The 17,538-nt window shown below is 64.1% G+C and carries 15 protein-coding genes, 1 pseudogene and 2 riboswitches; of the genes and pseudogenes, 13 read left to right on the top strand and 3 right to left on the bottom strand.

Annotation, left to right across the window (positions count from 1 at the left end):
• Positions 1-268: 268 nt before the first annotated feature.
• Positions 269-1,486: a sugar transporter gene (locus tag ACIQUI_RS18210; protein WP_403201152.1), complete on the bottom strand. Its 1,218-nt coding sequence runs from the start codon at positions 1,484-1,486 to the stop codon at positions 269-271.
• Positions 1,487-1,691: 205 nt separating this feature from the next.
• Here ACIQUI_RS18210 and ACIQUI_RS18205 point away from each other — a divergent pair, with 205 nt between their 5' ends.
• Positions 1,692-3,008 (top strand): hypothetical protein, encoded by a 1,317-nt coding sequence (locus ACIQUI_RS18205; RefSeq protein ID WP_403201149.1) that lies wholly within the window; start codon positions 1,692-1,694, stop codon positions 3,006-3,008.
• Positions 3,009-3,149: 141 nt separating this feature from the next.
• Here the strand turns inward: ACIQUI_RS18205 and calA are convergent, their stop codons facing one another.
• On the bottom strand, positions 3,150-4,202 hold the full coding sequence (gene calA / locus ACIQUI_RS18200; protein WP_403201147.1) for a vanillin reductase: 1,053 nt from the start codon (positions 4,200-4,202) through the stop codon (positions 3,150-3,152).
• Positions 4,203-4,384: 182 nt separating this feature from the next.
• Here calA and ACIQUI_RS18195 point away from each other — a divergent pair, with 182 nt between their 5' ends.
• Positions 4,385-5,290 carry an AraC family transcriptional regulator N-terminal domain-containing protein gene (locus tag ACIQUI_RS18195; protein WP_403201145.1) on the top strand — a complete coding sequence of 302 codons (906 nt, stop codon included), beginning with the start codon at positions 4,385-4,387 and terminating at the stop codon, positions 5,288-5,290.
• A gap of 78 nt (positions 5,291-5,368) precedes the next feature.
• A pseudogene (locus tag ACIQUI_RS18190) lies at positions 5,369-5,786 on the top strand (sigma factor); the annotation flags it as partial.
• Positions 5,787-5,834: 48 nt separating this feature from the next.
• Here ACIQUI_RS18190 and thpR read toward each other — a convergent pair.
• Positions 5,835-6,380, bottom strand: a complete 546-nt coding sequence (thpR, locus tag ACIQUI_RS18185) for an RNA 2',3'-cyclic phosphodiesterase (protein WP_403201142.1) — start codon at positions 6,378-6,380, stop codon at positions 5,835-5,837.
• A 158-nt stretch (positions 6,381-6,538) separates the two neighbouring features.
• On the opposite strand from thpR, the gene lpxO reads away from it, so the two are divergent.
• The 10 genes from lpxO to ACIQUI_RS18135 all read left to right on the top strand — a co-directional run bounded on the left by lpxO (position 6,539) and on the right by ACIQUI_RS18135 (position 17,529).
• Complete coding sequence (gene lpxO / locus ACIQUI_RS18180; protein WP_403201140.1) at positions 6,539-7,438, top strand: lipid A hydroxylase LpxO; 900 nt, start codon at positions 6,539-6,541, stop codon at positions 7,436-7,438.
• 120 nt (positions 7,439-7,558) lie between these two features.
• Complete coding sequence (locus ACIQUI_RS18175; protein ID WP_013973174.1) at positions 7,559-7,903, top strand: carboxymuconolactone decarboxylase family protein; 345 nt, start codon at positions 7,559-7,561, stop codon at positions 7,901-7,903.
• Positions 7,904-7,981: 78 nt separating this feature from the next.
• Positions 7,982-8,551: a GNAT family N-acetyltransferase gene (locus ACIQUI_RS18170; protein WP_403201138.1), complete on the top strand. Its 570-nt coding sequence runs from the start codon at positions 7,982-7,984 to the stop codon at positions 8,549-8,551.
• 156 nt (positions 8,552-8,707) lie between these two features.
• Positions 8,708-8,916: riboswitch (cobalamin riboswitch) on the top strand.
• A gap of 108 nt (positions 8,917-9,024) precedes the next feature.
• The gene (locus tag ACIQUI_RS18165; RefSeq protein WP_403201136.1) at positions 9,025-11,151 is read left to right on the top strand and encodes a TonB-dependent receptor; all 2,127 of its coding nucleotides are present in this window, start codon (positions 9,025-9,027) and stop codon (positions 11,149-11,151) included.
• A 204-nt stretch (positions 11,152-11,355) separates the two neighbouring features.
• The gene (locus ACIQUI_RS18160; protein WP_403201134.1) at positions 11,356-12,522 is read left to right on the top strand and encodes a DUF1624 domain-containing protein; all 1,167 of its coding nucleotides are present in this window, start codon (positions 11,356-11,358) and stop codon (positions 12,520-12,522) included.
• A gap of 100 nt (positions 12,523-12,622) precedes the next feature.
• Positions 12,623-12,822, top strand: a riboswitch (cobalamin riboswitch).
• A gap of 109 nt (positions 12,823-12,931) precedes the next feature.
• The gene (locus ACIQUI_RS18155; protein WP_403201131.1) at positions 12,932-13,942 is read left to right on the top strand and encodes an ABC transporter substrate-binding protein; all 1,011 of its coding nucleotides are present in this window, start codon (positions 12,932-12,934) and stop codon (positions 13,940-13,942) included.
• Entirely contained in the window at positions 13,942-14,958 is a 1,017-nt protein-coding gene (locus ACIQUI_RS18150; protein WP_403201128.1) for a FecCD family ABC transporter permease, read from the top strand. Before ACIQUI_RS18155 ends, ACIQUI_RS18150 begins: the two co-directional genes overlap by 1 nt.
• Entirely contained in the window at positions 14,955-15,743 is a 789-nt protein-coding gene (locus tag ACIQUI_RS18145) for an ABC transporter ATP-binding protein (protein ID WP_403201125.1), read from the top strand. The genes ACIQUI_RS18150 and ACIQUI_RS18145 overlap by 4 nt, the downstream gene beginning before the upstream one ends.
• A 17-nt stretch (positions 15,744-15,760) precedes the next feature.
• On the top strand, positions 15,761-16,195 hold the full coding sequence (locus ACIQUI_RS18140) for a pseudoazurin (protein WP_403201123.1): 435 nt from the start codon (positions 15,761-15,763) through the stop codon (positions 16,193-16,195).
• On the top strand, positions 16,192-17,529 hold the full coding sequence (locus ACIQUI_RS18135) for an OprD family porin (protein ID WP_403201120.1): 1,338 nt from the start codon (positions 16,192-16,194) through the stop codon (positions 17,527-17,529). Before ACIQUI_RS18140 ends, ACIQUI_RS18135 begins: the two co-directional genes overlap by 4 nt.
• The last annotated feature ends 9 nt before the right edge of the window (positions 17,530-17,538 follow it).

Raw genomic sequence — 17,538 nt, 5'->3', positions numbered from 1 at the left:
CCTCAAGTGCGATGCATAACCTGTGGGAGCGGGCTTGCCCGCGAAGAGGCCGCCACAGGTACTGCATCATCCTCAAGTGCGATGCATAACCTGTGGGAGCGGGCTTGCCCGCGAAGAGGCCGCCACAGGTACTGCATCATCCTCAAGTGCGATGCATAACCTGTGGGAGCGGGCTTGCCCGCGAAGAGGCCGCCACAGGTACTGCATCATCCTCAAGTGCGATGCATAACCTGTGGGAGCGGGTTTACCCGCGAAGAGGCCGGCACTGTCATTCAGAGGCCTTGAGGCCGCCACCCAGTGCCTCACGGAAGCGCCGGGTACTGGCCACCGCCAGCAACAACCCGACCACCGCCACGCTACCGCCCACCAGGCCGATATCCGCCACGTTCATCTGGCTGCTGACGATACTGCCCAGCAGCGCACCACCGCCAATACCAATGTTGTAAATGCCCGAGAACAACGCCATGGCCACGTCGGTGGCATCGGATGCCAGCTTCAAGGTCTTGGACTGCAACGACAGGCTGAAGCTGAGAATCGCCACGCCCCAGAACATGCTCAGCACCGCGAACGCATAGAAGTTGCCCGACAGCGGCAGCAGCAACAGCAGGCACAGCGCCAATAGGCCGATCGAGCCCACCAGGAAACCATGGGGGAAGCGGTCGCTGTAGCGGCTGAACAGCAACGAACCAAATACCCCGGCGCCCCCAAACAGCAACAGCAGCAGCGTGGTGCGCTCACCGCCGATCTTCGCCACGTGCAGGGCGAACGGCTCGATGTAGCTGTAGGCGGTGAACTGCGCGGTAATCACCAGCGTCACCAGCACATAGGTAATGACCAGCGCCGGGCGCTTGAACAGGATCGGCAGGCTGCGCAGCGAGCCGGAGTTCTGGCTGGGCAGCAGTGGCAGCGACTTCATCAGGCACAGCATGGTGGCCAATGCCACGCCGGCAATACTCAGGAACGTGATGCGCCAGCCCAACGCTTCGCCCACCACACGCCCCAGCGGAATGCCCAGGACCATGGCCAGGGTGGTGCCGGTGGCCAGCAAGCCCAGCGCCTTGGCCTGCTGCCCGGGTGGCGCCACACGCACTGCCAGCGAGGCGGTGATCGCCCAGAACACCGCATGCGACAAGGCTATGCCGATACGGCTGACCAGCAACATGGCAAAGCTCTGCGACAGCCACGACAGCAAGTGGCTGACAATGAACACCAGGAACACGAACAACAGCAGGCGCCGCCGTTCGATGTTGCGGGTCAGCAGCATCATCGGCAGCGAAGCCAGTGCCACCACCCAGGCATAGATGGTCAGCATCAGGCCGACCTGGGCGGTGGTCATGTCGAAGCTGCGGCCAATATCACTCAATAGCGCCACCGGAACGAACTCGGTGGTATTGAAGATAAAAGCCGCCAGGGCCAGGGCGATGACGCTCAGCCAGCTACCAGTGCCCGTGGTGGGTGGTACATGGGTGGGTATGGGTCCGTTCATGGCTGGAAACTGCTTCTCCGCAGGCAAGGCAACAGGTCGCACGCCAGCCACCCGCTTGCAGGGCTGCCGATGTGCGCTTTGTTATTGATAGGAATGCCCGGCATGGTACGCGTCAAGCCAGAGCCTCACAACCGCGAGGCAGGCAGAAGGAGTACCATGCGCGCTTTGCTTGAAACGCGTGTGCAACAAGGAGCCCGATTCGCTCATGGACAAGCAGCACCCCCAGCAACAGTGGCGGCAGGCGGTAACCGCCTATGCCCAGGCCGTCAACGACTATGTCGCGCAAGGCCGTGCGCAAGGCTGGGACAACCTCGAAGAGCCGCAAGTACCCGCCACCGGGCACCTGCTCGACGCCTGGCTGGCAGCCCTGCAGGCAGCCAATCGCCCTGGCGCCGACGAACAGCAACGCCAGGCCTTCCGCGAGGCCTGGCCACCTGCACATCACCCCTTGATACCGTTGCTCGATGACCACGGCCAGGGCATCAGCAAGGTCCTGCTGCTGGACGATGGCAGCCTGCTGGCCCGCATCGGCATGCCCGGCGACAAGGGCCAGGTCGTGCGTATCGACCACCATGGTGTAACCCCGGTTATCGGCATCGAGCACTTTGGCCGTTGCCCGGCCCGCCGCTACTTTGCCCTGGCCAATGCCGAGGGCGTGCGTGTGACCGATGGCTGGGGCGGCCCGCAGGTGCAGCGCCTGGCCTGGCCCACCGGGTTGGAAGGGTTGCCAGCGGGGTACCCGTTCGAGCCATTCGACCTGCCGCCCCCGCCGACCGCGCTGATCCCCTTCCCGGACGGCCAGCGGGTGTTGCTGGTGAGCGCCGAAGGTATTTTCGTACTGACCGCCGAGGGCGCAATTCGCCTTCTGCCGCATCAAACGCGGGTACTGGATGAGCTGGCCGAAGGTACCGAGCCGGAAGACATCAGCCTGGGGCTGAGCATGGAGCATGGTGCAGTGTCGGCGGACGGCTGCCTGATCGTGGTGGGTGAGCAAGGCAGCCGGCACCTGGTACTGGACGACCAGTACAGGCTTGTGGCTGAAATCGGTCCCGGCAGCGAGTACCCCCACTTTGCGCTGTTCAACAGTGCCGGTGACCAATTGATCCTCAATGCCTGCCACTTCTACGGCGGGGCCACGCTGGCGGTAAGCGTGGCGGACTTGCCCGGGTTGTACACCGACTACTACAGCCAGGACCCGCGTACTCCGCTGGTGCAGGATGGCGCACGGGTGTATGCCGGTGTGGCGCGCGATGGCGAGTACATCGTGGGTGACGCCTACGGCTACCTGAGGGCGTTTGGCGAGGACGGCACCGAGCATTGGCAGCATTACCTGGGGTCGACCATCAGTGCCATGGACATCAGCGCCGATGGGCAAACGCTGGTAGCGGCGAGCCATGCAGGGGTCGTGTCGGTGATTGCACTGGGGAGCGGGCGGCCTGAGTGGCAGATTGGCAGCGGGGCGCATGGCGAAGTGCGGCGGTGGTTGTTCTGGAAGGGCTGGGACAAGGCGATGGCCTGGTAAAAGGTCCAGCAACTTTGCTGTCTGTACCGGCCTCTTCGCGGGCTTGCCCGCTCCCACAGGGGCCGCAGCAACTTCGAAAGCGGTGCAGTAACTGTGGGAGCGGGCAAGCCCGCGAAGAGGCCGGTACAGGCAACCGATCAATCAGCCCTGAAGCGTGGCCATGTCGATCACGAACCGGTACTTCACATCACCGGCAATCATCCGCTCATACGCCTGGTTGATATTGCGAATGTCCAGCAGTTCGATATCGCAACGGATGCCGTGCTCGGCACAGAAGTCCAGCACTTCCTGGGTCTCGGCAATGCCCCCGATCAACGACCCCGCCAGCACCCGGCGCTTCATCAGCAGGTTGGCCGCATGCACTGGCGGGTCGATCGGTTCGATCAGGCCGACCAGGATGTGCACGCCATCGAACTTCAGCGTTTCCAGGTACGGGTTGAGGTCGTGCTGCACCGGGATGGTGTCGAGCAGGAAATCGAATCGGCCGGCAGCAGCACGCATCTGTTCGGCATCGGTGGACACGATCACATGGTCAGCCCCCTGGCGACGGGCTTCCTCGGCCTTGGCCTGCGAACGGGTGAACAAGGTCACTTCGGCACCCAAGGCCTTGGCCAGCTTGATGCCCATGTGGCCCAGGCCGCCCATGCCGAGGATGCCGACCTTGTGGCCCGGGCCCACACCATGGTGCTTGAGCGGCGAATAGGTGGTAATGCCGGCGCACAGGATAGGCGCGGCGCTGGGCAGGTCCATGCCGGCCGGGATGCGCAGCACGAAGTGCTCGCTGACCACGATGCTGCTGGAGTAACCGCCCATGGTGTTGCTGCCGTCGACCCGGTCCGGGGTGGCGTAGGTCATGGTCGGGCCTTCCAGGCAGTACTGCTCCAGGTCCTTGGCGCAGGCCTCGCAGTGGCGGCACGAATCGACCATGCAGCCGACACCGACCAGGTCACCGACCTTGTGCCCGGTGACCTGGTCGCCCACCGCCGTGACCCGGCCGATGATCTCGTGGCCAGGCATCAGCGGATACACGGCAATGCCCCATTCGTTACGTGCCTGGTGGATGTCGGAGTGGCACACGCCGCAGTAGAGGATCTCGATGGCGACATCGTCCGGGCGCGGGCTGCGGCGCTCGAAGGTCATGGGGGCCAAGGGGCTGGTGGGGGTTTGGGCGGCGTAACCGATCGCGGTGTACATGCAGGGCCTCGCTGTGAAGTGAAACGATTCAGGCGGCGCATTCTGCGCGCCCAACCGCGTTACGCCCACGGCTGATTCTCCGGCATCCATGCCTGATTCTCCGAACATGCCACCCAGCGCCTGGCACCCGGCCGCCAATCTGCGATGATTAAGCTGTCTGATTCTCTGCCACCTGGTTCACCATGCAACTGACCCGCCACGTCGACGCCAATGCGCCGCTTTGCGCGCTAATCCGCAGCCTCGCCACGCGCCCAGGCTTCGTCCCCACGCACCTGCCCCAGGTGCAGGTGCTGAGCTGGGACCACTATGTAGCCAGCAGCCCGCAGATCTACGAGCCCAGCCTGATGATCCTGGCCCAGGGCAGCAAACTGGCGCGCCTGGGGCCGCGCACCCTGGAATACGGCGCCGGGCATTACCTGGTGCAGGCCTTGTCGGTGCCATTCATGTGCGAAACCTTCGCCACTCCTGACGCGCCATTGCTGGGCGTGGCAGTTGACATCGACCGTGGCGTGCTGGCTGAACTGGTGCAGAGCATGGACCTGGCGCCAGAAGCTGCAGTGCAGGCACAAACACCGCAGTCGATGACCTCGGCAGCACTGGATGCCCCCATGCGCGACAGCGTTGAACGGCTGCTGCAGTGCTTGCAGCACCCGCTGGACGCCAAGGTGCTGGGCCCGGCGCGTGTACGCGAGGTGCTGTATACCGCGCTACGCGGCCCGCAGGCCGGTGTATTGCTGGCACTGGTGGAGCAACAGGGGCACTTCGCCCGTATCGGCGCTGCCCTCGCCCACCTGCGTGAGCACTACGCCGAGCCGCTGAGCGTTGAAGCACTGGCCGCACGGGCCAACATGAGCGTTTCGACCTTTCATGAGCACTTCAAGCGCTGCACCGACATGGCGCCGATGCAGTACCTCAAGCGCTTGCGGCTACTGAAGGCGCAGCAGATGCTGATCGGCGAAGGCCTGGGGGTGGCACAGGCGGCACACCGGGTGGGCTACCAGAGCACATCGCAGTTCAGCCGCGAGTACAAGCGCCAGTTCGAGCGCAGCCCGGGGGATGAACTGCCGTATCAGAGCCTGCCGGTTTAATTGGGTGGCCCGTTGCAGGGAATCAGACGACCCGGCTACCATTGAGAACGATTCACACTCACAACCGGAAGCCAGGCGTTGGACAGCATATCGAGCCGTAAACTGGGCTTTTTTCTTCAGCGACCACCATCGCTGGTTGCTCCAGCACATCCACAAACGCCTGCGCAACCACGCCGACGCCGAGGACACTGCCGCCGAAACGTTCTGCCAGATGCTCGGTGCGCGTGTCGACCCAGACAGCATTCAGCAGCCGCGCGCCTACCTCACCATCATCGCTCGCCGGCTGATCTTCGACCGCTATCGCCGCCGCCAGCTGGAGCAAGCCTATCTGGAACACCTGGCGCGGCTGCCAGAGGCCGTAGCGCCCTCGGCAGAGGAGCAACTGCTGCTGATCGAGGCACTGGTGGCCATCGATCAGGCACTGGACGGCTTGCCAGCAATCGTCAAAGCCGCCTTCCTGTATAGCCAGCTCGATGGGAGCAACAACTATGGCGACCCACGCAACTTCATGCTGACGGTCAAGTACACCCCGGCATTCTGACGGTCAGTCTGCCAGTGGCCACTGCGCCAAGGGCCAGTAAGCGCCCTTGCGCGACTCGTAGAGCGTGAAGTGGCGCACAGTGAGGTAGAAGTCCGGCGCGCTAGTGGCCTCGGGCGGTTGCCCGCGGTAATCCCTGGACAGCGTCAGATGCGGCCGATACTCACGGTTGGCCGCCTCCACCCCCAACGGCAGCAATGCCTGCTGCAACCCGTAAACCAGCTGCAACAGGGCCGGCGGCACCTGTTGTGCCTCCAGCACCAGGGCGCTGGCCCGCTGCCACACCTGCAAACGGTCGAGCAACAGCCTTGGTGCCGTGGCCGGCAGTGCCAATTGGTCGACCGCCGCGCAGATCGCCGGTAGCTGGGCAGCATCCACATCGCCAAGGAACAGCAGCGTGACATGGAAGTTGGCCGCCGGCACCGGTTTGCCGCTGCGCAGGTTCAGGCCCCGTCGCCACTGGGCCAGGGCACGCCGCTGGGCATCGCTGACCGGCAAGGCGAAGAACAGCCGTTTGAACGGGCTACCGCTGGGGCGAGTATCCTGAACCATACAATTTCCCTGACATGAAACGTTTGCGCATGACTGTAGGGCATTACACCAATGTCGCCCCACCGTTTCGTAACAATAAGTACAAAGTACCCCCACGATTGTTTATGCTGGCGGGCTTATGCCATGGCGCATGGCCATTTTTCGACAAGTAAACGTCCATGAAAATTGCACTCGTACTTATTTTCGCCCTCTCGATCGCCTATGTTCACCTACGCGGTCGGGTTCGTCACAAGCTGTCCCGCCAGCTGGGTGACCACTCCAGCTTCCTGGCCCCGGTCAACAGCTTCCTGTACCTGTTTTCCAGGCTCCCGGCCAAGCCTTACCTGCCGGTCGAGGCCTTCCCTGAACTGAAGCCGCTGCAGGACCACTGGCAGGAAATCCGCGAGGAAGGCCGCCAACTGCTGAACGTGGGCGAAATCAAGAAGTCCGACAACTATGACGACGTCGGTTTCAACTCGTTCTTCAAGACCGGCTGGAAGCGCTTCTACCTGAAATGGTACGGCGAAAGCCACCCGTCGGCGATGGCCCTGTGCCCACGCACCACCGAACTGCTGCAAGGCATCGGCACGGTCAAGGCCGCCATGTTCGCCACCCTGCCACCGGGCGCCAAGCTGGTACGTCACCGCGACCCCTATGCCGGCTCGTATCGTTATCACCTGGGCCTGGACACGCCAAACGACGACGGTTGCTACATCGACGTGGACGGCGAGAAGTATTCGTGGCGCGATGGCGAGGGTGTGATCTTCGACGAAACCTACATCCACTACGCCGCCAACACCACCGAACACAACCGCATCATCCTGTTCTGTGACGTCGAGCGCCCGCTCAAGTACCGCTGGGCAACCGCCTTCAACCGCTGGTTCAGCCGCAACGTCATGGCCGCCGCTGCCGCGCCTAACGATGCCGGCGACAAGACCGGCGGTATCAACCGCCTGTTCACCCGCATCTACAAGATCCGCGAGCGTGGCAAAGCGATGAAAAAGCGCAACCGCATGCGCTACTACCTGGAAAAGTGGGCGGTGGTTGCAGCGTTGGTGCTGGTGTTCATCTATATCTGACCGACCAATGCAGGCCCTTGTACCATTGGCCTGCGTACACCCACCAAAGTACAAGCCTCACACGTCCCGCGCTTCGACTAGCCTGAAAGCTCCACTCGCAACCCCCCCAAGGTGAAGACGATGAGCATGATGGACTGGGACGCCTACCGTAAGCAGTTGATGGCCGGCATCGGCGATCTCAAGCAACTCTCCCCCGACACCGTTGCCGGCTACATGACTGCCAGCGGTGCAGGGGCCAAGACCAACCACCTGGACGCCAAGACCCGTGAGCTGATCTCACTGGCAGTTGCCGTGACCACCCGCTGCGACGGCTGCATCGCCGTGCATTCGCAGCAGGCGGTGAAACACGGCGCCAGCCGCGAGGAAATTGCCGAGGCACTCGGTGTGGCGGTGGCGATGAACGCCGGTGCCGCGCTGGTCTACTCGGCACGGGCCATGGACGCTGTGGGCAAGGCCAACGGCTGAGCACAAACGGCGTCGCCGCCCTTGCGCGACGGCGCCGTGCACCACAGACTGGGCGGCCCAGCCCTTGCAGGAACCCGCATGATCCATATCCGTCACATGGCGCCCGAAGACTTCGAACGCTTCTGGCCCACCTTCCAGGGCGTCGTCCAGGCCCGCGAAACCTACGCGTACGACCCCGCCCTGACCTTCGAACAAGCGCGCCAGTTGTGGCTGGAGCTGCCTTTGCACACGCTGGTGGCCGAAGAGGATGGCGAGTTGCTGGGTTCGTATTACCTCAAGGCCAATGCCGCCGGGCCTGGTGCGCATGTGGGCAATTGCGGCTACATGGTCTGCCAACAGGCACGTGGCCGAGGCGTGGCGCGGCTGATGTGCGAGCACTCGCAAAAGCTGGCACGCCAGGAGGGCTTTCTGGCCCTGCAGTTCAACTCGGTGGTGGCCAGCAATGAAGTGGCGGTGGCACTGTGGCACAAGCTGGGCTTCGAGACGGTCGGCCGCTTGCCCAGGGCCTATCGTCATGCGCGCCTGGGGCTGGTGGACTGCCTGGTGATGTACAAATGGCTGGCGGATGAGCCGGTGGTGGAGAAACCACCGCTGCTGATCGGGCGCAAGAATATCGAAGCGCGGGTGTCGCGGCGGCGCGGGCGCTAACCCTCCAAGGCAGGTTCGGCCTCTTCGCGGGCTTGCCCGCTCCCACAGGTACTGCACAGATTTCGAAGTCTGTGCAGTACCTGTGGGAGCGGGCAAGCCCGCGAAAGGGCCTGGCCTGCTCTACTGCGTATTTGACGCCCCACTGTTTCAATGGTCTGATGCGCGCCAGTTTCAGGTGCCCTGCGCCGCCGTGCGCAAGGTGAAACGGGAAGCCGGTGCGTCGTGTTGCCCACGACAAGTCCGGCGCTGCCCCCGCAACGGTAAGCGAGCGAACCCTTCGAGATACCACTGTGCACGTGCATGGGAAGGTGAAGGTTTCATGCCCCTCGCAAGCCCGGAGACCGGCCTGAAGCTCCACTTGGCAACCCGCGGTGGGCGGGCGCAGGCCGGTATCCGTGCACGCGCTTGCCTGTACGGTACGCCTTTGCGTGTTTTCCACCGGGATCCATTCATTCCTGCAGCAATGGAACGACATGTCCCGTATGTTCAAGCTTCACCCCCTGGCGGCCTGCCTGGCCGTCGCCCTGCCAGCCTTGGCTGAAGACCAGACCCCGCAGCCCCTGGCCCTGCCCTCCACGGCCATTACTGACACCCTCGACAACCAGGGCATCGACCTGGCCACGCCAACCCAGGCCGGTTCGCGTCTCGGCCTGAGTGCCCTGGAAACGCCAGCCAGTACCAGCAGCATCAGCGCCGAACAGATCCAGCAACGCAACAACCTCACGGTGCAGGATGCAGTAACCCGCTCGCCGGGCATCACCTTTGTCGGCTCCCCGGGCGACGGCGGCACAGGCCTCTCTGCGCGCGGTTTTGCCGGGCACAGCTCGGTGATGACGCTGTTCGACGGCGCACGCCTGTACACCGGCGCCGGCACCCAGACCTTCCCGGTCGACCCGTGGATGGTCGAGCGCATCGATGTCATTCGCGGTCCGGCTTCGGTGCTGCATGGCGAAGGCGCCACCGGTGCGGTGGTCAACGTAATCCCGAAAAAACCGTTAACGGGTGAAGTGCGTAACCACCTGCGCCTGGGCTACGGCTCGTGGGACCGCCAGCAGCTGGGCCTGGACAGCGGCGGTAGCCTCAGCGAGCGCCTTAGCTACCGCCTGACCCTGAACCAGCAGGCGGGTAACGGCTGGGTCGACCGCACCCCTTCGCGCAGCCTGGCCGTGAGCGCCGCGCTGCGCTTCGATGCCAGTGACAACCTCAGTTTCACACTGGCCCACGACCGTGGCGATGCGGACCCGGCCAACTACTACGGCACCCCGCTGATCGACGGCCACTACCGCAGCAGCCTGCGCAAGAAAAACTACAACGTGCAGAACGACGTGCAGCACTACGTCGATGAGTGGACCCGGCTGAACACCGACTGGACGCTGAACGACCACCTCAGCGCCAGCAACCAGCTGTACTACATCAAGAGCCGCCGCCACTGGCGCAACGCCGAGAACTATGACTGGGACGCCGAGCGCCAGCAGTTGCTGCGCGGCAGCTACCTGGAAATCAAGCACAACCAGGAACAGTTCGGCGACCGCCAGACCTTCACTTTCGACCACACGCTGTTCGGCCTGGCCAGCAAGACCGTGGTCGGCGCCGAGTACAACAAGGTGCGTTTCAACGTGGACAGCAACGCACCCTACAACGACGTGGGCGGCGACTACATCGACCCGTGGCAACCGCAACCCGGCTGGTTCCACAGTGCCTCGCCACTGCGCCCGCAAACCTTGTCTACCACCCACACCTTCGCCTTGTTCGCCGAGAACCACCTGCAGCTGAGCGACAAGCTGTCGTTGGTCACAGGCGTGCGCCGCGACCAGAACCACATCGACCGCGACAATCTGGTCGATGGCAGCCGCAGCGACCACAGCCTGCAAGGCGGCAACTGGCGCGTCGGGCTGGTGTATGCGCTTAGCGACGACCTGTCGCTGTACGGCCAGTACTCCACCAGCGAGGAAGGGGTGAACAACCTCATCAGCCTCAGCCCGAGCCAGATGCACTACGACCTGACCGAAGCGAAGCAGACCGAGGCAGGCGTGAAGCAACGCTTCTGGGAAGGCCGTGGGGAATGGACGTTGGCGGCCTACCACATCGTCAAGAAGAAGCTGTTGGTGGACGACCCGCTCACCCACGAAAAACAGCAGGCTGGGCAGCAGACCTCCGACGGCCTTGAGGCGACCCTGGAACTGGCGTTGCCACACCAATGGCAGGTGTCGGCCAACGCATCGCTGGTGCGCGCCCGGTATGACAACTTCGACGAAATGGTCGGCGGCGTGGCGCAGGACCGCGCGGGCAACCGGCCGGCCAATGTGCCACGGCGCACTGCCAACCTGTGGCTGAGCAAAGGCTTTGGGCAGCAGGTGCAGGCCGGGATTGGTGCCCGTTATGTGGATGAGCGTTTTGCCGACACTGCCAATACCCAGAGCGCGCCCGGGTACACCGTGGTGGATGCCAATGTTGCCTGGCAGGTGTTGCCGGATGTGCGGCTGGGGTTGCAGTTGAACAACCTGTTCGACCGTGAGTATGTGCAGTCGGCGTTCAGTGGGCAGCAGTGGTTGATGGGGATGCCTCGGTCGTACTTTGCGACGGTGGACTACAGCTTCTGATCTGAGCTCGCCTGCACTGGCCTCTTCGCGGGCTCGCCCGCTCCCACAGGGATATCGCAGCCATTGAAAGCCGTGGTGTACCTGTGGGAGCGGGCGTGCCCGCGAAGAGGCCCGCTCCCGCAACACAAAAACCTCTACCAACAGATAACCAATTAGTTATAAGATAACGTTTCACTTGACATCCATTCTTATCAGCGACCCTCCATGACAAGCGCCAGCGCCACCCCCACCCTGCTCACCCAACGCCTGCAGAGCATCGACGCCCTGCGCGGCCTGGTGATCCTGTTCATGCTTCTGGACCACGTCCGCGAAACGTTCTTCCTGCACCGCCAGGTCAGCGACCCGATGAGCATCGACACCACCGAGCCGTCGCTGTTCGTCAGCCGCACCCTGGCCCACCTGTGCGCACCGGTGTTCGTCCTGCTGACCGGCCTGTCGGCCTGGCTGTACGGCGAGAAGTACCAGGGCCGTGGCGACGTTTCGGCGTTCCTGTTCAAGCGCGGGCTGTTCCTGGTAGCGCTGGAGTTCACCCTGGTCAACTTCGCCTGGACCTTCCAGCTGCCGCCCAGCGTGATCTACCTGCAAGTCATCTGGGCCATCGGCATCAGCATGATCGCGCTGTCGCTGCTGGTATGGCTGCCACGCGCCGCCCTGCTCGCCCTGGGCGCCGTCATCGTCGCCGGGCACAACCTGCTCGATGGCCTGCACTTTGGCGTGGAGTCGAGCCTGCACGTGCCATGGGCGATCCTGCATGACCGTGGCTGGCTGGAGTTTTCCGACACCCTGCGCCTGCGCACGTCTTACCCGGTGCTGCCGTGGATCGGCGTCATCGCCCTGGGCTACGGCCTGGGCCCCTGGTTCGCCCGTGGCAGCGAGGCAGGCCAACGCCAGCATCGCTTGCTGCTGGCCGGGCTGATTGCATTGCTGGGCTTTGTCGTGCTGCGCATGCTCAACGGCTATGGCGAGGCGCCGTGGAGTGGCTACCCAACCTTCACGCAAACCGTGATGAGCTTCTTCAACATCACCAAATACCCGCCATCCCTGCTGTTCCTCGCCCTGACCCTCGGCTGCGGCCTGCTGTTGCTGCGCGCCTTCGAGCGCGCCGGCCAGGCACGCTGGATCAGCGCACTGGCGGTGTTTGGTGCAGCGCCGATGTTCTTCTACCTGTTGCACCTGTATGTACTGAAGCTGCTGTACCTGGCCAGCGTGGCACTGCTGGGGCTCAACCAGGGTGACTATTTCGGCTTCGACAGCATCGCCTCGGTGTGGCTGGGTGCCCTGCTGCTGGCCGCTTCGCTCTACCTGCCAGTGCGCTGGTTCGCCCGCCTGAAGGCGCGCCGCCGCGACATCAGCTGGCTGAAATACTTCTAGCTGCAAGCTGCAAGCTGCAAGAGGGGGAGCGTACGCCAGCTGGCTTCTGCTTGAAGCTTGAAGCTTGAAGCTTGAAGCTTGAAGCTTGAAGCCGAAGGCGTCTAAGATGCGGGCCGCCGGTTTCCACCACGGAATTAATAGGGAATCCCAGGCCCGCCAACACGGGCCAAACGGAACTGCCCCCGCAACTGTAGGTGCCGAGCCTGCTCCATCGATGCCACTGGGCGCAATTGCCCGGGAAGGCCGGAGCCGGGCCATGACGCACCAGTCAGGAGACCTGCCGGCATACATTCACCAACCGGCGGGGTGTCCGGGATTGGCCATCTGTGTTGCCCCTGCCAACGGCGGGGCGCGGCGATGCCTGTCCGTGCGTTCCTCACCCGAACTGTCCGATAGGAGATCGCTCAACATGCTACCCCGTTTCGCCACCCTGCTCGCCGGCCTTGGCCTTACCGGCATGGCCCAGGCCGCTGCCACCCACTACCCGCTTACGGTCGAAAACTGCGGCAAGCCACAAACCTTCGCCCAGGCGCCGCAACGCGCCGTCACCATCGGCCAGGCCGGCACCGAAATGCTCTACGCGCTGGGCCTGGGTGACAAACTGGCAGGCACCTCGTTGTGGTTCAACAACGTATTGCCCGAATACAAGGCGCAAAACGACAAGGTGCCGCGCCTGGCCGACAACGACCCCAGTTTCGAAGCCGTAGTCGGCAAGCGACCGCAACTGGTGGCGGTGCAGTTCGAGTGGATGGTTGGCGCACAGGGCGTGGTCGCTACCCGCGAGCAGTTCGACGAACTGAAGATACCCACCTACCTGCTGCCGTCGGACTGCGAAGGCAAGGACAACCTGGTCGGCGCCGACGGTACGCGCTTGCAAGCATTTCAGGTAGGCAGCATCTACAAAAGCGTCAGCCATCTGGCCGAGATCTTCGATGTGCAGGACCGCGGCAGCGCCCTGAATGCCGAGCTCAAAGGCCGCCTGGACGGCGCCAAGGCACAGCTTGCCGGCAAAGACCTGTCCGCCACATCGGCACTGTTCTGGTTCTCCAGCGCCGACCTGGACATCGACCCTTACGTGGCCGGCCGCCAGGGCGTTGCCGACTTCATGCTGCGCACCCTGGGCGTACGCAACGTGGTCGAATCCACCGAGGAATGGCCCACCGTAGGCTGGGAAACCCTGGCCAAGGCCAACCCCACCTGGCTGATCATCGCCCGCATGGACCGCCGCCGCTTCCCCGCCGACGACTACCAGAAAAAGCTGGAATTCCTGCGCAGTGACCCGGTAACCCGCAACATGGACGCGGTAAAGCACAACCGCATCATCGTCCTCGACGCCGACGCCATGCAGGCCGGCATCCGCCTGTTCAGCGGCCTGCAAACGTTGTCCACGGCCTTCGCCAGCGGTAAAGCGGCCCAGTGATGATTCGCCTGCTACCTTACATGGCACTCGCCCTGGCGGCACTGCTGGCCGCCCTGCTGGCCGGCACCGCCATCGGCGAGACCAACCTGTCCCCCAGCGTGGTCGGCCAGGTGTTGGCCAATCACCTGTGGCAGGCTGGCTATCCGGTAGACCCGATCGACGCCGGCATCGTCTGGAACTACCGCCTTACCCGCACTCTGGTTGCCGCCGCTTGCGGTGCCGGATTGGCCACTTGCGGGGTGATCCTTCAGGCGCTGCTGCGCAACCCGCTGGCCGAGCCTTACTTGCTGGGGCTATCCGCCGGCGCCTCCACCGGCGCCGTGCTGGTCGGCCTGCTGGGGCTGGGCAGCCTGACGTTGAGCATGTCTGCCGGGGCCTTCATCGGGGCCTTGGGTGCATTCGCGCTGGTGCTGGTGCTGGCCCGCGCAGCCGGGCCAGGCAGCAACAACGCCCAGGTGATCCTCGCCGGCATCGCCGGCTCGCAACTGTTCAACGCGCTTACCGCCTTTCTCATCACCAAGTCGGCCACCGCCGAGCAGGCCCGCGGCATCCTGTTCTGGCTGATGGGCAACCTCAGCGGCGTGCGCTGGCCGTCGGTGTGGCTGGCCGTGCCGGTGGCACTGTTCGGGCTGGTGGTGTGCCTGTTGCACCGCCGCGCGCTGGATGCCTTTACCTTCGGCACCGATTCGGCTGCGTCGCTGGGCATTGCGGTGCGGCGCACCCAGCTGCTGCTGATCAGCTGCGCGGCGCTGGTGACGGCCGTGATGGTCTCGATCGTTGGCGCCATTGGTTTTGTCGGGCTGGTGATTCCCCATGCCCTGCGCCTGCTGCTGGGCCCCGGCCACAGCCGCCTGCTGCCCGCCAGCGCATTGGGCGGCGCGCTGTTCCTGATTGCCGCCGACATGCTTTCGCGCACCTTGATCACCGGCCAGGTGATCCCTGTGGGCGTGGTCACCGCGCTGATCGGTGCGCCAGTGTTCGCGCTGATCCTGGTCAGCCGCCGGGGGCGCCCATGACCGTCATGACGGCAGTACAATTGCCGCCCTTGAGTTGCCAGGGCCTGGGCTTGAAACTGGCCGACAGCACCGTGCTCTGTGACATCGGGTTGAGCGTTGTTGCGGGTGAAACACTGGGCATCGTCGGCCCCAACGGGTCGGGCAAATCGTCCTTGCTCAAGGTGCTGGCCGGGTTGCGCAAGCCAGCCAGTGGCAGTGTGCAGCTGCTTGGCGAGCCGCTGGCGAAAATGCCCCGCCGCCGCATTGCCCAGGCCTTGGCGCTGGTCGAGCAACAAGCCGATACACTCGATGCAATCAGCGTGTTTGACGCCGTTGCCCTGGGCCGTACGCCCTGGCTTTCAGCGTTGACGCCGTTCTGCGTACAAGACCGCGCCATCGTCGAGCAAGCGCTCGCCGACCTCGACGCCCTGCACCTGCGCACACGCCTGTGGGGTTCGCTGTCGGGTGGCGAGCGCCAGCGCGTGCACATCGCCCGTGCCCTGGCGCAGCGCCCGCAGGTACTGCTGCTGGACGAGCCGACCAACCACCTGGACATCCAGCATCAGCTCAGCCTGCTGCAACAGGTTCAAACGCTGCCGGTGACCACCCTGGTGGCCCTGCACGACCTCAACCAGGCGCTCACCTGCGACCGCCTTGCAGTGCTCGACAAGGGCCGCCTGGTGGCCCTGGGCAAACCGCTTGACGTCCTCACCCCCGAGCGCCTGCTGAGCACTTTCGGCGTGCATGCGCATTACCTCACCGACCCTTTCGACGGCGCGCGCATCCTGCGCTTTCGCGCCCCCTGAACCAGGAAGTTCCACACATGCTGTTGCGCCCTGCCGCCCTGCTGCTTGCCAGCGCCCTGCTTACACCTGCCGCACTGGCCGAGGTGCATGAAGTGAAAATGCTCAACCGCGGTAGCGCGGGTGCGATGGTGTACGAGCCGGACCACCTGCGCATTGCCCCCGGCGACACCGTGCGCTTTCTGCCCACCCAGAGCGGGCACAATGCGGCCAGCGTGAGCGGCCTGCTGCCCAGCGGGGCCGAGCCATTCAAGAGCAAGTTGAACCAGCCGTTCGAGCAGACCTTCAACGTACCAGGCGTGTATGGCATCCAGTGCATTCCGCACCTGGCAATGGGCATGGTGATGGTGATCCAGGTGGGTGATGCGCCGGCTGCCGAGTTGCCGCCCAGCCTGCCCGCCAGGGCCAAAGCCCGCTTTGCCGAGCAGTTGCACAAGCTAGGGGCTGGGCAATGAGCTGGCGCTTGTTGGCACTGCCACTGCTGGGGGTGGCACCCTTTGCCCTGGCCGACTCTGCCCAGTCGCAAAGCAACGGTCTGGTCGAAGACAGCAGCTGGAGCGTGCTCAACCGCAGCGTGTTCGACCAGCGTGACTACAAGCATGGCGGGCGCAACGGCGCTGCGAGAAATGCCTACAAGCCGCGCAGCGAACGCAGCGGCAAGGCTGAGGAATGGGCCTACGGTTTGATGGGTACCTTGCAGTCTGGCTTTACCCAAGGCCTGATCGGTGTGGGTGTCGATGCCCACGCCTATCTGGGCGTACAACTCGACAGTGGCGGCGGGCGTGCAGGCAAAGCGCGCTTGCTGGGCGTGGATAACGACGGGCACCCGAAAAACGAATACAGCCGTGCCGGCGCGGCACTGAAACTGCGGGTGTCCAACACCGTGCTGTCCTATGGCGAGCAACGGGTCAAAACCCCAGTGTTCAGCTCCTCCGACAGCCGCCTGCTGCCCGAGACGGCAACCGGCTTTTTCCTCACCAGCAACGAATTCGACACGCTCAAGCTGGTGGCCGGGCACTTCAACGAAAACGCCGACCGCAATGCCTCCAGCCACGACCAGGGGTTCGTGGTGAACTACTCCAACGGCAAGCAGGGCAACAGCTTCGACCTGGCCGGCGTGGTCTGGAACCCCGGCGCCGCCTTCAGCGGCAGCCTGTACACCTCGCGCTACGAGGACAGCTGGAACCAGCACTACCTGGGCAGCACCCTCAGCCATGCGCTGGATGACCGTCGCAGCCTCAGCCTGGACCTAAACCTGTACCGCACCACCGATACCGGCAAGGCGCTGTCCGGGCGCATCGACAACACCACCTGGAGCCTGGTCTCGCGCTACAACCAGGGGCCGCACGGTTTCAGCCTGGGCTGGCAACAGGTAGACGGCAACACCCCGTTCGACTACGTGACGCGCGGGGCCATTTTCATTGCCAACGCCGTGCAGATGTCGGACTTCAACGCACCGAACGAGAAATCATGGCAGGCACGTTACGACCTGAACATGGGGGCTTATGGGGTACCGGGGCTGAACCTGACGGCGTTGTACGTGCGCGGGTTCGATATCGACGGCACACATGTCGACCCCAATGGTGGGTATGCGTACCTGGGGTATGGCAAGGGCGGCAAGCATTGGGAGCGAGACCTCGAGGCGCGCTACGTGGTGCAGAGCGGCAAGGCCAAGGGGACGACGTTCTCGGTGCGGCATAACGTACACCGGGGGAACACGGCGCAGGCGGAACTGGACGGCGACCAGATACGGTTGGCCGTGGAGTGGCCGTTGTCGGGTGGGTTCTGACAGACCGGG

Origin of the sequence: Pseudomonas sp. NPDC090592, from assembly GCF_044769185.1 — a bacterium.
GTDB lineage: Bacteria > Pseudomonadota > Gammaproteobacteria > Pseudomonadales > Pseudomonadaceae > Aquipseudomonas.
The sequence above is the reverse complement of the archived record's forward strand: the minus strand, read 5'-3'. Positions and strand labels throughout refer to the sequence as shown.

Bases quoted from the DNA above. Each gene is read 5' to 3' on its own strand.
- ACIQUI_RS18210 (WP_403201152.1), bottom strand. From the start codon at position 1,486: ATGAACGGACCCATACCCACCCATGTACCACCCACCACGGGCACTGGT.
- ACIQUI_RS18205 (WP_403201149.1), top strand. From the start codon at position 1,692: ATGGACAAGCAGCACCCCCAGCAACAGTGGCGGCAGGCGGTAACCGCC.
- calA (WP_403201147.1), bottom strand. From the start codon at position 4,202: ATGTACACCGCGATCGGTTACGCCGCCCAAACCCCCACCAGCCCCTTG.
- ACIQUI_RS18195 (WP_403201145.1), top strand. From the start codon at position 4,385: ATGCAACTGACCCGCCACGTCGACGCCAATGCGCCGCTTTGCGCGCTA.
- thpR (WP_403201142.1), bottom strand. From the start codon at position 6,380: ATGGTTCAGGATACTCGCCCCAGCGGTAGCCCGTTCAAACGGCTGTTC.
- lpxO (WP_403201140.1), top strand. From the start codon at position 6,539: ATGAAAATTGCACTCGTACTTATTTTCGCCCTCTCGATCGCCTATGTT.
- ACIQUI_RS18175 (WP_013973174.1), top strand. From the start codon at position 7,559: ATGAGCATGATGGACTGGGACGCCTACCGTAAGCAGTTGATGGCCGGC.
- ACIQUI_RS18170 (WP_403201138.1), top strand. From the start codon at position 7,982: ATGATCCATATCCGTCACATGGCGCCCGAAGACTTCGAACGCTTCTGG.
- ACIQUI_RS18165 (WP_403201136.1), top strand. From the start codon at position 9,025: ATGTCCCGTATGTTCAAGCTTCACCCCCTGGCGGCCTGCCTGGCCGTC.
- ACIQUI_RS18160 (WP_403201134.1), top strand. From the start codon at position 11,356: ATGACAAGCGCCAGCGCCACCCCCACCCTGCTCACCCAACGCCTGCAG.
- ACIQUI_RS18155 (WP_403201131.1), top strand. From the start codon at position 12,932: ATGCTACCCCGTTTCGCCACCCTGCTCGCCGGCCTTGGCCTTACCGGC.
- ACIQUI_RS18150 (WP_403201128.1), top strand. From the start codon at position 13,942: ATGATTCGCCTGCTACCTTACATGGCACTCGCCCTGGCGGCACTGCTG.
- ACIQUI_RS18145 (WP_403201125.1), top strand. From the start codon at position 14,955: ATGACCGTCATGACGGCAGTACAATTGCCGCCCTTGAGTTGCCAGGGC.
- ACIQUI_RS18140 (WP_403201123.1), top strand. From the start codon at position 15,761: ATGCTGTTGCGCCCTGCCGCCCTGCTGCTTGCCAGCGCCCTGCTTACA.
- ACIQUI_RS18135 (WP_403201120.1), top strand. From the start codon at position 16,192: ATGAGCTGGCGCTTGTTGGCACTGCCACTGCTGGGGGTGGCACCCTTT.